The organism is Sinorhizobium fredii USDA 205 (assembly GCF_001461695.1).
Classification (GTDB): Bacteria; Pseudomonadota; Alphaproteobacteria; order Rhizobiales; family Rhizobiaceae; genus Sinorhizobium; species Sinorhizobium fredii.
The window spans coordinates 1-12,240 of record NZ_AUTC01000191.1 but is presented as its reverse complement, the minus strand read 5'-3'; the positions used below and the strand labels follow the sequence as shown (position 1 = coordinate 12,240).

Annotated in this window: 12 protein-coding genes; 5 read left to right on the top strand and 7 right to left on the bottom strand. The window is 60.6% G+C overall.

Annotated elements, in window-relative coordinates; translation table 11 throughout:
- Window positions 1-1,190 precede the first annotated feature (1,190 nt).
- The 3 genes from N181_RS27925 to N181_RS27915 form a co-directional block, all read right to left on the bottom strand.
- Complete coding sequence (locus N181_RS27925; RefSeq protein WP_042778498.1) at window positions 1,191-2,039, bottom strand: DUF932 domain-containing protein; 849 nt, start codon at window positions 2,037-2,039, stop codon at window positions 1,191-1,193.
- A 436-nt stretch (window positions 2,040-2,475) separates the two neighbouring features.
- Window positions 2,476-2,793, bottom strand: coding sequence for a single-stranded DNA-binding protein (locus N181_RS27920; protein ID WP_042778497.1), 318 nt, complete (start codon window positions 2,791-2,793; stop codon window positions 2,476-2,478).
- Between the two features lie 33 nt (window positions 2,794-2,826).
- Complete coding sequence (locus N181_RS27915) at window positions 2,827-3,336, bottom strand: hypothetical protein (protein WP_051000162.1); 510 nt, start codon at window positions 3,334-3,336, stop codon at window positions 2,827-2,829.
- A 47-nt stretch (window positions 3,337-3,383) separates the two neighbouring features.
- Here N181_RS27915 and N181_RS27910 point away from each other — a divergent pair, with 47 nt between their 5' ends.
- The 5 genes from N181_RS27910 to N181_RS27890 all read left to right on the top strand — a co-directional run bounded on the left by N181_RS27910 (window position 3,384) and on the right by N181_RS27890 (window position 7,529).
- Window positions 3,384-3,656 (top strand): helix-turn-helix domain-containing protein, encoded by a 273-nt coding sequence (locus tag N181_RS27910; protein ID WP_042778496.1) that lies wholly within the window; start codon window positions 3,384-3,386, stop codon window positions 3,654-3,656.
- 95 nt (window positions 3,657-3,751) lie between these two features.
- Entirely contained in the window at window positions 3,752-4,189 is a 438-nt protein-coding gene (locus tag N181_RS27905; protein ID WP_141322210.1) for a hypothetical protein, read from the top strand.
- Window positions 4,190-4,503: 314 nt separating this feature from the next.
- Window positions 4,504-4,707, top strand: a complete 204-nt coding sequence (locus N181_RS27900; protein ID WP_042778495.1) for a cold-shock protein — start codon at window positions 4,504-4,506, stop codon at window positions 4,705-4,707.
- Window positions 4,708-4,960: 253 nt separating this feature from the next.
- Window positions 4,961-6,601, top strand: a complete 1,641-nt coding sequence (locus tag N181_RS27895; RefSeq protein ID WP_141322212.1) for a hypothetical protein — start codon at window positions 4,961-4,963, stop codon at window positions 6,599-6,601.
- 178 nt (window positions 6,602-6,779) lie between these two features.
- Window positions 6,780-7,529 carry a hypothetical protein gene (locus N181_RS27890; protein WP_234885960.1) on the top strand — a complete coding sequence of 250 codons (750 nt, stop codon included), beginning with the start codon at window positions 6,780-6,782 and terminating at the stop codon, window positions 7,527-7,529.
- 13 nt (window positions 7,530-7,542) lie between these two features.
- On the opposite strand, the gene qatD is transcribed toward N181_RS27890, so the two are convergent.
- The 4 genes from qatD to qatA form a co-directional block, all read right to left on the bottom strand.
- On the bottom strand, window positions 7,543-8,298 hold the full coding sequence (qatD, locus tag N181_RS27885) for a Qat anti-phage system TatD family nuclease QatD (RefSeq protein ID WP_042779198.1): 756 nt from the start codon (window positions 8,296-8,298) through the stop codon (window positions 7,543-7,545).
- A complete protein-coding gene (qatC, locus tag N181_RS27880) occupies window positions 8,295-9,665 on the bottom strand; it encodes a Qat anti-phage system QueC-like protein QatC (RefSeq protein ID WP_042779196.1) in 1,371 nt (456 codons plus the stop codon). Before qatC ends, qatD begins: the two co-directional genes overlap by 4 nt.
- Window positions 9,662-10,564 carry a Qat anti-phage system associated protein QatB gene (gene qatB, locus N181_RS35390; protein ID WP_042779195.1) on the bottom strand — a complete coding sequence of 301 codons (903 nt, stop codon included), beginning with the start codon at window positions 10,562-10,564 and terminating at the stop codon, window positions 9,662-9,664. Before qatB ends, qatC begins: the two co-directional genes overlap by 4 nt.
- Window positions 10,564-12,240 (bottom strand): Qat anti-phage system ATPase QatA (qatA, locus tag N181_RS27870; RefSeq protein WP_060564040.1); only part of this gene is annotated, 1,677 nt, incomplete at its 5' end. The genes qatA and qatB, both read right to left, overlap by 1 nt.

Genomic DNA, 12,240 nt, shown 5'->3' with positions numbered 1-12,240 from the left:
CATTCCCCCGGACAGAGGGGGGAGGGCGAAAGCCCGCCCCACGGCGGCGCACGGGACTGTCAAGTGGCGTGGCGCGGAAGGCGGGGCATTTTCACGGGTCCGGCTGAAAAGCCGGACTGGCGCGGAAGATGAACCGGCTTCACGGGCCGCTTGACCGGTCTGGGGGACGATGTCATGGGGCGGAAACAAATATGCGGCCAGTCGCGGGCCTCAATTGCGGATGCGCAGCGCATCCACCCGGACAAGCGATCGTAACCGGAATCGGCGAAGACAAGCCGCAGGCTGGCTTCGTGCCATCGGCATAGAGCGCGGCTGACCGGAACGGGCAGTGGCCTCAACGTCCGCGAAGGACAGCCGACACTTTTAAGGAAAATTTCGCTGCCGCCGACCCTACGCTGGAGCGCGGTTCCCGCCACCTGAAGTCGTCGCCCAGGCTCGTGATAGGAGATCCGGCGATGCAAGCCGAACTCATCCGGCTGGTCAGCCGATACCTTGCAGATGCAAACGAGGTCATCGAGGCATTCTGAAAGCGTTCGGGTGTCTCACCCGCACCAAGCTCTCTCATCTGCTGCGCGGGTCACCCTGCGGACAACTGACAGCGACGCCCCCACGCCCGCGAAAATCTCGCGACGGTGGCGCGATACCGGTCCTGACCGTCCATTTTTGCGAGGCGATCCGTGCCTGGTGCGAATCATCCCATCTATCTCTTGAGCGTACCATTGCCATCGTCCATTTCACCCGGCCGATCCTCCCAGCTGCCGGATCTATGATGAGGATTCCCTTTGGAGAGTCGTCTCGTTAGAGTATGACTGTCTGCACCGTCTTACCGTGCTTTGGCATGGCATCCTGCCATTCCCTGCCGCATGCGGCCAAGCAATGTCATTCTACAGTGCGATGGCCTTGGAGAATAAGACAGGTGAGCCCCAAGAATCAGATTGTGGCTGCAGACTTTCAACAAACTCGACTGATCGTCCTTTTTTGACACCAGTCCGTGAAGCGATAGCAATTTTGCCAAGCTGTTTTTCCGCTCATGGGCGGGAAGGGTGTGCGAGGGGTGGGGCTTTGGGGCACCCCTCGAAGCTGTCCCACGCCGCTTCGATGGCGGCAAGGGGCAGCAACCTCGCACGCGGTGAGGGGGGAGGGGTGGGCAAAGCGCCGCCGGTTCCGGCGACGCCTTGTTCGACACGGGTTCAAACCTTCAGTGCTGCCATCCTTTCGCCGAGAAGCCACAAGGCCTTGTTCAGCTTGATATCCTGATCGATGCCGTTGACGGCGCGGGACTTCACACGGCGCGGCCTGCCGAGATCGTCACGCCCGACGCCACGCAAACCGCCCTTGATCGAATTTTCCTGAACCACGTTCCAGACGGTCCAAAGATCGTCGGTGCGGTCATCATGGCGACGGGGAACAAGCAACTGCTCGGCCTTGATCGGGGTCTTGGTCTCACCGTCATTGTCTGCAAACCGCAGCACATGGGCGGCATCCGCGAGAATATTTTGTTCGTCGCGATTGAGCCGGAGGGTCGACCAGTCCTGCGGCGCGGCAAGCGTGCGTTCGGCCTCGCCCAGTACGCGATAGGTGCCTTCGATAACCTTGTGCTGCACGTCGCCGGAATGGCGAACCTTGATGGCATCGATGGTGCCGGTTTGCGTCACCAACGAATTGAGGCAGCGGACACGGAACAAACCGGCCATAAGCTCATAAGCTGACGTTCCATCGTTGGCATTCTTCAGTAGAATTTCGCAGACGGTGTCGCCGACATTGTAGACCTTGCCGTCATCGATGCGGCGCAGGCGAATGAGATGTTTGGTAAAATCCGCCTTGCCCTCGGTGCGGCTGCGCGACTGCTTAGCGCCGACAGGCATAAAGCCTTCCTTCATCAGGCCCCGCAAAACCTCGATGGTCGGAATAGGCTTGAAGCGTTCGGACCGGCTCTCATGGGCGGTCACGGCAAAGATCGACGGCGCAAACTGGCGCATTTCGGTCTCGGTCATGGCGCGGCCGGTATCGAAGCGGGCGGTCTGGGTGTAGATGCTCATGGTCTGTCTCCTGATTTCCCAATTCCCGCAGGGGAGCCCTGTCGGGCGAAGCCTCCCCGGTCTGTCCGGGGGAATGGCCTCTGACATTCCCCGGACAGAGGGGGGAGGGCGAAAGCCCGCCCCACGGCGGCAAACGGGACTGTCAAGTGGCGTGGCGCGGAAGGCGGGACATCTTCACGGGTCCGCCATCGGCGGACTGGCGCGGAAGATGAACCGGCTTCACGGGCCGCTTGACCGGCCTGGGGGGCGATGTCATGGGGGCGGAAACAAACAATGTGGCCCGGTTGGGCCTCAATTTCGGGTGTGAAGCTCCCGACCGGACAAGCGATCGTCACCGGGATCGGCGAAGACAAGCCGCAGGCTGGCTTCGTGCCATCGGCATAGAGCGCGGCCGACCGAAACGGGCGGTGGCCTGAAATAGTCGCGCCGCCCGCGCTCAGGCGCCCTTCTTCGCAACCAGATTGAAAAGCTGAGCGATGACGTCCGTGGTATAGACCTGTTCGCCGTCCCGCTCGTAGCTGGAGTTGGAAATCCGGGACTCGACATAGACGAGATCGCCCGGCCCGACATTCTCCTCGATCCATTCGGCCTGTTTCTTGTCGAGAATGGTGACCTGCACCCAATCGGTGGCGGATCTCTTTCCGCCTTCACCCTGCCACTCGCGGTTCGCCGCGATGTTTACTTTCAGCACATTTTTGAGTTCCACGAGATTTCCGACGTGGCCGAGCAGGGTGTGACGATTAACGCATCGCATCGATTTAAACCTTCCTTAACCGATCAGAACCGTTTAATTGTGCAGTTCGAACCAATGCCGCTCGGTTTGACCAGAGGTGTCATTCTTGATGTCGAAGAAGTAGGGCTCTGGCCTGAGCGGTCGGGATATGGAGATAGTTTGTATGCAGCCCTGCTGCCGATCAGAGTTATAAAGTCCGTGCGCCTTGCCCTGGCACATATTCACTGTCTTTACGCAGAGGTTCGCCTCTCTGGCGAATCCATTCCGGTCCAAGCTACTTCCCACGCGATATCCCTCCGGGCACGCGGCATAGCGTTCGAAGCTGGGGGAGCCTGTGCCCGCTTCGGGGCAAGTCGGCCAGTCGAAGCCTGGTTTCTTCATCGCGGAGATCAACCGCGTCATCGGCGGGTGACAGGCGGGCACCCCCCGCCAACTGGGATTGGACGACGACGCGCACAGCAAGACTTCGCAACCCCATTCGCTCGCCGTCGCGGGAGCAGCAAATACAGTGGCCGCCAGAAGAACTCGAACGACGATCTTGATCCGCTTGATTTTTACAGGCATGGGCACCTCTCAGCTGACACAATGGCCAATTAAATATATTTAATCTGATGGCGACGATCAAGCGTAAGAAAACCGACACTGACCTGGGGACGATGATCCTGCGAAACATGGCGACGATCATGGAGCGGGAGCAGGTAAGGCGTGGCCTGAACAAGAAGGAGCTCGCGCAACTGTGCGAGATTACCTCTCCTTATTATCTCCAGATTCTCGACGGCTCGGCCAACCCGTCACTGCAGGTGATCACCCGGATCAGCACCAACTTGAAGATCCCGCTGCAGGAGCTGCTGATGGGACAGAAATCCGAGGCCAAATCGGATTGATAAGCCTGACGGCGCATTGCAGTTTCATGAAACTATAATTAACTATTCCTCCATGGTTATCGCTCCGGATGTCGCTCGTTCGGACCATGACAGGAATGAACGTGGCCTTGAATCACCCTTTCATCGCAGCGCTGCTGCTGGCGACGACCTCTGCAAATGCGGGAGAAAATCCCATGTGGCGCTCCGGCCTGGTATGGACGTGCACGTTCTCGTCGATCATTCAGTGCGAGCGATCGACCGACTGCACCTCGCGTCCTGACGAGGGTACGATCCAACTGAACTACCGGGACAATCGTCTCGTGGACGATACGGGGACAATTCATCCCATCAAACGCCACTATGTCCAGGCGGTCGCAGGCAGTCCAATTGGCAGCGAGGTGAAAATCGAATTGGCGACGAACGAAGTGGTTTGGCTTTCGGCAGCCGACGGGGGAGGGACATTCTCCGACAACTGGATTGGCGCGATGCTGTCACCTAAGGCGGGCGTGATCGTGCAGGAGCTTCGGCCATTGATTTGTGCGCCAGAGAAATAGAGCACAGGCACTGGCCAGACGAGGTGTCGATCGTATCACGCAACGATCGGAAATGCGCTCCCTTGACCGCGAAGCGCCCATTTGCGGCTCCAAAGCCATCACTATAGCTACGCTATAACGATGGTGAGAACGCCTGGACAATCTGCGGCGACGACGGAAGCAACTGGTGATATCGCTTCTGGTTAACTCCGTGTTTACCATCATTTCAATGCGTTGCGATTTCGCGAAGGTTTGGACATGCCGGTTGCAGGAAAACGCCGCGACGAATAAGCTCCGTGCGCGGCACACGGTGCCCTTCAGCTCACGAGGATCTCATGGCGACTGGTACGGTAAAGTTTTTCAACCAGGATAAAGGTTTCGGCTTCATCACGCCTGACAACGGCGGGGCAGATGTCTTCGTCCATGTGTCGGCGTTGCAGGGTTCCGCGCTTCTTCGAGACGGACAAAAAGTCAGCTACGAACTGGGCCAGGACCGGAAGACCGGAAAATCCAAGGCGGAAAGCGTCAGATCAATTTGATCTGCAGCCGTCGCTGCAAGTGAGTGGTTTGTGTCGCCGGCTTCCCGGTAGCTTGATGCTCATAATCAGACGCAGCAGGCCGAGGCCTGTGCGAGGTGCGGTTCACGACCCTTGAGCGTGACTGCTCATGACAGCCCTTACGAACATTGGGGCCGGCGCCCGCGTCAAAACAAACGCGTAAGTGATAGCGAATCGTTCGTTCAGGGTACATTCTTCCATCCATTGTGGCTTGTGGGGACTGGTGATGGGAAGAATGCGCAATCTGGAACGACTTCGAACGGGTGGCTCCGGCAGTAAAATGACAGTGGGAGTTCCACCGCCGCGAACGCCGAGCGGACGCGTCTATCGCTACTCCCCAAAAGAAGATGCGCATCCGCGACATTTCCTCTTGGGCGAAGTGAATGCGAAGTTCACGATCGTCGATGCTGCACGATCCCGCATGAAGCTTGAGCCGCGGTCACCGCAAACCGTCTGCCCCTACAGTGGCTATGTCGGACTCGATGCGGAGTTCAATCATCCGGACGACATGAAGGCCGCCGTCGAGTTGGTCAAGCACGCAGCAATGTCAGATGTCGAGGAGATGCTCGCGAGCGCCTTCAAAGGCCTCAACAATCGAAGCTCAAGGAATAGTCTCGTTCGCATTGAGGCAAAGGTGTCGTCACGCCCCCGGCCGAAACCGCGATTTTCGCGACGCGATCTCCTGCGCGAAATGGAATGTGACCATTGCGGCCGCGATTACGGCGTTTACGCCATCGCTCTTTTCTGCCCCGACTGCGGCGCGCCGAACCTGCGCCTGCATTTTTCTCGCGAGTGCAAGCTCGTCGGGGAACAGGTGGAGCTGGCGGACACGCTTTCGAGCGACCGGCAAGAGCTGGCCTACCGGCTACTCGGCAACGCCCATGAAGATGTGCTGACCGCCTTCGAAGCAACCCTTAAGGTGGCCTACCACTACGCCCTGAGCCAAAGGCCGGAAATCAAAGCAAAGCCCGTCAAGAACGAGTTTCAGAACGTAGATTTCGGTAGGGACCGATTTTCCGCCTTCGACTTCGATCCCTATGACAACCTCTCTGCCGACGAGTTGGCCGTGCTGCGCCTCAATATCCAGAAACGGCACATTATCGGGCATAATCTCGGCGTGGTGGACGCAAAGTTCGCCAAACAGGCAACCGACGCCAAGATCGGCGAGACTGTCCACTTGATCGGACAGGATATCATCCAATTCGCATCAATTGGGCAGAAGGTCATCGATCGGCTCGATGAATGGATCGGCGGGACAACCTCACCGAAGCCTCTGAATCCACCAGCCCCTGTTCCAGATGGCCCAGCGGCGGACAAGAAGGACAACCAACAGATGAGCGACACCGAAATCGACATTGACGTTAGCTCGCTGGCAAAGAAAATCGGCACCTGGATTGCGACAACTTCGGAATTCGGTCTGCCGGACCCAATTGGCGGTAACGACATCGAGCAGGCGTTCGCGGGCGAAGAGGCACGCTTGGTCGAGGAGGCGCTTGCGGAGCTTGAGGCGGAGGGCCTCTTGACCTCGACGGCGCTTATGAATGCGAAATTTCCACGGGTGCGCCCCACGCTCGACCTGTTCGCGGTCTTCGACCCTGTCGTCGTAGGGTTCACTCCCTTCATCGATGCCGGAGAGCTGATCGACCTTATCCTCGATGGAACGATGGACAGTGTCCGGCTCTCTGACTTGCACGAAAAGACGGGCTGGGCTATCCGCCGGTTCAACCCGGCGGTCAGCTACGTGATCAGCCTGATCGAGGATGGGCGCGTCAGCGGGGAAACCGGAAGCCATCCTTATCCCGTCCGCTATTTTTCTGTCGCGGCACCTGATCGCGTCGAAATGCGCGCTTTCTTGAAGCGCACACGCGGCTCGTGAGCGCTCCGCCGGAAAACTGGCCCGCAGCGCTAACACCTGCATCAACGTCGTATTTGAGGGAAGCATGGAAGTATACTGTCGCGGGACAGCTCAGATCAGGCACAGTGAGACCGGCAAAATATACGAGATCGACAGCGACGAACTCGATTGGGATGCGGTCGGTGGTGACGAACGGCAGATGGGATCGGAGACCCACTATGAAGCGGTCGTCGATCACCCAGACCTGGGGGAGCTTCGTTGGGGATTATGGGAGTATCCCGTCGGCATCGAGAACTATCATGCAACGGATGTGGGGCCGCATGCGGTGATCGAGGACTTTGAGTACGGGCTCGGGCACGGCGAGCCGGAACCTGACGAATGGGTTGATTATTCTGTCCCCGACAACCCCTTCACGATCTTCATGAGTTCCTATCACCATACAGGCGACCTGCTTGCAGATCATGGGAGCAATAAAGGTGGTCACCTTGTCAACCGTCTGATCTTTTCGCATCAGGTCACCGCGATGGAAGCCTATCTCGCCGACAGACTGATAAATCAAGTCGAAGCTGATGCGGACGCCTTTCAGCGGCTGCTCGACGGGGATGAGGACCTGGCAAAGGAGAAGTTCACGCTCGTCGAAATCTCGAAGGAGCCGGCTCTGGTCCAAAGAAAGGTTCGCGAGCACCTTCGCTCGATCCAGTATCACAATCTGGCCAAGGTAGATGTTCTCTACAACATCGCGCTCGGCATTCGTATCCTGAACTTGGCCAGCGACAAGGCGAGCCTGTTCAAGGCGGTCAAGCTCCGCCATGACTGCGTTCACCGGAACGGCTTTGACAAGGATGGCAACGAACTGAAACACATCACCAGAAGTTTCGTTCAGGATACGGCCGATCTGATCAGGTCATTCGTACAAGCGATCGAGAAAGCGGTACTGGTGCGGTCGTAGCCGGAGCAAGATATCAGGCGAGCAGGGCGCGCAGGTTCGACACGATGACCTCGGTCATCGCATCCGGCGAGAGCCCGAGAACATTGGCCACGGCACTTGCGGCAAGTCGAGCGTCACCCGGTTCTGCGGGACGGCCTTCCGTCTGCGTAAAGGGCCCATCGGTTTCGGTGAGGATACGGTCCCGCGGCAAGCTTTCGATCAGATCGCGGCCACGGTCCATCCGGGTCATTTCGGCGTTGATCGAGAAATAGCAGCCGAGCGCAGCCGCGCGACGCGCGTCACTCTTGCTGCCGGTGAACCAATGCAGCACGACGCTTCCGCGCGCTCGGGGAAGATAGGCTTCGATCATGTCCAAGACCGCGGGCGCGCTCCTGACGCTGTGGACCGTGAGGATTTTGCCACCGGCGTCGGCGCAACGCTCAAGGACACGCTGGAACACATGTTTCTGGGCCTCGAACGATTTGTAGAAGCGAGAACCGGCGTCGAGGCCGACCTCGCCGACGTATCGCGTCTCGGGCAGATGACGTTCCCATAGCGACAGCTCGCTGGCCCGCTCGGCGACGAGCTGGGGATGCAGACCCAGCGCCGGGCGGACATAGCGTGTGTGTCGCGTGAGCTCCTGGTTACGCGCCCACGCTTTCGGTGTCGTCGTGACAGTCAGCGTGTAAATCCGCGCAGCTTCAGCTCTTGCGATGGCTGCTTCGTGATCGGGGTAGAGATCGAGGTGGCAATGGAAGTCCACGCCGCCGATCAACGATGGATCGCTCATCCTGGCCGAGTCCTCACGCCGTTGAGGAGCGAACCCACTTCCTCGAGCCCGCGGCGGTAGACATCCGCGAGAGCGGCCTGGCGCTGGGGAGACTCGTCAAAAAGCGGCCCGGGCTTGTGGATTAGGATCGGCGCCAACCCCGGCCGCGCGCGAAGACGCTCGATGGCGAGCTGGAAAGAACGAACCTGCACACCTTCCGATTGGCGCGTGTCGAGCGCGTGAGCGGCGAGATCGGGCACTGTGTAGATGGTCGGGTCCCTATCAGGGCGGAGGCCTTTGAGCAGTGAGGCGCGCCGGATCAGACAAGGCAGGCAATAGCCGCAATGTTGCGGGCTGAGCCCCTGAAATCTGCCTTTGGTCGGCGACGCGCAGGACAGCGACGCCGGGGTGAGCCGACGAAGAAGTGCGGGATTTGCGCACTCCTCGGCCATCTCGCCTTTTGTCCGATCCCAGTAAGGATTTTCAATCCGGCCCGATATGCCGAGCGCACCCAGCGCATCGTTCCAGCGGGCAATGTAGAAGGGATGCGTCGTCCGGGTGCTCAACGCGCCGAGCCGGAGCGGGTCAAGCGGCACATTGACGGCGATCAGGCCATTCTCGGGCACCTTCAGCGTGAAGGTCCTTTCAAGCCCGGTACCTGCGAAAACACCGAGAGCGAAGAAGAGGAAGGATCTTCCCCGCGTGGTGTTCTCCCCAGCCGACCCGCGGATGAAGCCGTCGGGAAACGCCATCCACAGGCGCAGGCGCTCGAAGGATCGGCCGCGATAATGCGCCTTGAGCACGTCGAAGATCGTCGCCTGCGCGTCGCTGGTCGCGCCTTCACCGGCATGGCTGATGAGGAGGGGGGTGCGCCCGGCCTCAAGGGCGTCGATCGCGCCAATCAGGCTATCCAGACCGCCCGAGAATAGAGCCAGATCATCGAATTGAGGGCCGATGAGGCGTGCCGGCGCTGTCGGAGCGACCCTCGCGAAGCGCGCCGGCCGGGCTCGAAATCCTAAAGACCAATGGTCGCCGGTGAGGAAATTCAGCAGCCGTTCAAAGGTTAGGGCGGCGGTCCGCCAGCGGTCGGGATCCGAGACGGGGACGACCAAGCGCAGCTCCCGAGTCCAGCCGTCTTGCGATTCACTGTCGCGCGAGACGCGGGTGTCGGCGGCATGAACATGCGCCGCCAATACCAGGACATCGACGCCCATCTCCGACGGAAAGACCCCGAGGCGCGAGAGATCGGCCAAGGCGCGCCCAATTCCATGGCCGAGCGAACGCTCGCTGGCGACCAAATCCAGACGGGTCTCGATCTCGCCGTCACCGAGTGGCATTCGATTGCGGTCGCGCGGGCCATAGTGGCCAGTGATGAGGTGTCGTCTCATGCGCCTTCCGCCTCCACATCGCCCATGATCTGTAGGATCCCGAACGCCTGCTCGTAGATGCGCCCGACAAAGGCCAGCACACGGTCCGGAGTCAGTGCGGCAGCAGCAGCGCGTGCTGTCGTGAGCGCATCCGCAACGCCGCGCCTGATGAAATCGTTGAGCTGAGCCTGGACGCGCGCTGCTTCCCGACTGTCGGTCGGCAGCGTCACCGTCTTGGCACCGATGTCATTGCACAGCCGTGCTTCGATCGCGTTCGTCGCGTAGAGCTCGAACACAGTTTGCATCTGGTCGGCAGTGAGACCATCGAAGTCTGTGATGCCTGCGCCGGCGAGGTCGGCGATCGTCTCGATGAATGCTTCGCGAGCGATGCCCTCATCGATCGAGCCGCCGTCGGGGCAGACGTAGTCTGCGAGCCCGAGAAAGATCTCCTCAATCGGTCGGCCTGCCAACCCCTCGAGGTTCAGCGCGCGCAGTGCCTCGGTGGCGCCGCGGGCGACCGCGTCGGACAAGAAACCAAGAAGCCGGCTTCCGGCGCCGCGCGCCGAGCCCATCCTCGCCGCGGCCGTCCGAGCGCCGCCAGCAGATGAACCCACATAATGGGAGACGGCGCGACCAAGGCTCCGGCGGTCGTCGCCTCCGGAACCGGCAAAGCGCGAGAAATTGTTGCGTGCGGCCGAAAACCGCGTCGGATCGGCGATGGGTGGAACGGGAGGTCGGAACGGGGGCGCCGGCAGAGCATCGGGCGGAGCGCCGTCAGCGGGGACACCACCATCTGGTGGCGCTCCCCCATCGGGTAGCGCGCCGTTGGGGGCAGCCGGCGCCGCACCATCATCGTCGAGCCAACTTGGGACGAGGGGCGTGCCGCCGCTCTGGCCGCCGAACGCGCTCGAGGTGCCCATCAGCGCGCTCCCTGGCGGGTGCGCAGCACGCCGTTGGCGGCGGCCCTCAGCATGGGTCCGCCCTCCTTGCCCCATGTTTGTAGCAGGCGATCGAAGCGCTGGACGGCTTCGCCGTCCTTGATCACGCCTTCCCAGCCTCCGCAGACCCATGGGCCGAGCCGGTCGCGAGGCAGCGCGTCCAGAAAATCGACGAGTTGACCTTGGAGGGTCGGATGGGCCTTGATCAGTACCGCCAGACCTGCAGCGCCAGCAGGCTCCGTGTCGAATGCGTCAGCGCCAACGATGCGACCGCGCACCGCTTCGAAGACTTTCGCTGCTTCCGGCGGCGCGAGCCGCTTGAGATCGGCCTCGAGGCCTTGGACGGCGAACTTACCTCCGAAGAGTTGCTCGACGACAGCCGCCAGGTGCCCGAGAACGGACGCTGCGCCAAAATAATCCTTCCGATCCTTCGCCACGAAAAGGTATGGACGCAGATCCTCGTCACCAATCATCGTGGGCAGCATCGCCCAAGCCTTGATCGCGGGCGACGAGAGCCATTCGCCGAGTTGCGCACTCTCCGTCGTCGTCACCACTTCGAGTTTGGGCGTTGGCTTCGCACCGTCGCCTTCCTTACCGGGTGATTTCGGCGGCTTCGCCTTTGGCTTATCGTCCGCCTTCGCCGTCGCAGCGGCTTCGAGGGCGGCCAGATCGGTGCATTTGCCATCCGGCGCCACCGCCGCAGCGGCCGCGATCTGATCGAATAGCCGGGGAATGAAGCGTTCGGCGAGCATCAGCTTTGCCAAGACCGGGAGTTTCACATCATCGCCGAACCCGCGTGCCTCGGCCGTGCGCTGGCGCAGGACCAGGGTATTGAGGAAGCGTTTGATCTGGCGCGGATTGCCTTTGGTACCGCTGGCCAGGATCGGTCCGATCTGATCACTGAGCGCCAGGGCGTTGTTTGCCCGAGAGGCCTTCGTGCCGAGGGCGGTCCTGACGGATGCAGAGTCTAGAGCGCCCGAGGTCCAGGGGCGTTTCAGACGCTCTCGCGCGACACCAATCAAACTGTTGAACGCCGGATCGTCTTCGCCAAGTTCGGCGCCCACGAGCAGCAGGGTCACATAGATGCGAGTTTCGGTGTCCCCCAGAGCCGGAATCCGGAAGGGGACCTGAATCAGCTTCTCAAGGTAATTGCGCGCATAGGTTTGGGGTCCTGTCGTGTCCGGCAGGTCCGGGAAATGCTTGCGCACGGCGTATTCGATCATGGCTTCGTCGGCGGCGACGACAAACGCGGTCCGCGACGTGAAGACGAAGAGCCGGACCGCCTCGAGAGTTTCGATGGAGGTGTCCGGGAGACAGCGGTCGAGGTCGTCGATCAGGACGACGAGCTGTTCGATACCTGCCTTCTCCAGGAGGTCGTCGAAGGCTTTCCGAAAAGCATTTATCTCTTCGGGAACGTTCGCACTCTCGCCGTCCTTTTCTTTCAGGAGACCCTTCACGCCATCAATCGCTGACTGAACATTGTCCTTGGTGGCGAGCTTCGCGGGATCAGCGAGGAAGCCCTCCAAAGTGCCCACGATCGCGGTGATCTGATCAGGAGTGGGGATCCCCGTGAAGGCGGTGAACGCGAGGCCGCCCGCCTTTTTGGCAACTTTGAGCCAGTCGATGCGCCGGAAGACGTCCTTTACGGCTTCTCCCGT

Coding starts and splice junctions, on each gene's coding strand:
- N181_RS27925 (WP_042778498.1), bottom strand. CDS start 2,039: ATGAGCATCTACACCCAGACCGCCCGCTTCGATACCGGCCGCGCCATG.
- N181_RS27920 (WP_042778497.1), bottom strand. CDS start 2,793: ATGCGATGCGTTAATCGTCACACCCTGCTCGGCCACGTCGGAAATCTC.
- N181_RS27915 (WP_051000162.1), bottom strand. CDS start 3,336: ATGCCTGTAAAAATCAAGCGGATCAAGATCGTCGTTCGAGTTCTTCTG.
- N181_RS27910 (WP_042778496.1), top strand. CDS start 3,384: ATGGCGACGATCAAGCGTAAGAAAACCGACACTGACCTGGGGACGATG.
- N181_RS27905 (WP_141322210.1), top strand. CDS start 3,752: ATGAACGTGGCCTTGAATCACCCTTTCATCGCAGCGCTGCTGCTGGCG.
- N181_RS27900 (WP_042778495.1), top strand. CDS start 4,504: ATGGCGACTGGTACGGTAAAGTTTTTCAACCAGGATAAAGGTTTCGGC.
- N181_RS27895 (WP_141322212.1), top strand. CDS start 4,961: ATGCGCAATCTGGAACGACTTCGAACGGGTGGCTCCGGCAGTAAAATG.
- N181_RS27890 (WP_234885960.1), top strand. CDS start 6,780: ATGGGATCGGAGACCCACTATGAAGCGGTCGTCGATCACCCAGACCTG.
- qatD (WP_042779198.1), bottom strand. CDS start 8,298: ATGAGCGATCCATCGTTGATCGGCGGCGTGGACTTCCATTGCCACCTC.
- qatC (WP_042779196.1), bottom strand. CDS start 9,665: ATGAGACGACACCTCATCACTGGCCACTATGGCCCGCGCGACCGCAAT.
- qatB (WP_042779195.1), bottom strand. CDS start 10,564: ATGGGCACCTCGAGCGCGTTCGGCGGCCAGAGCGGCGGCACGCCCCTC.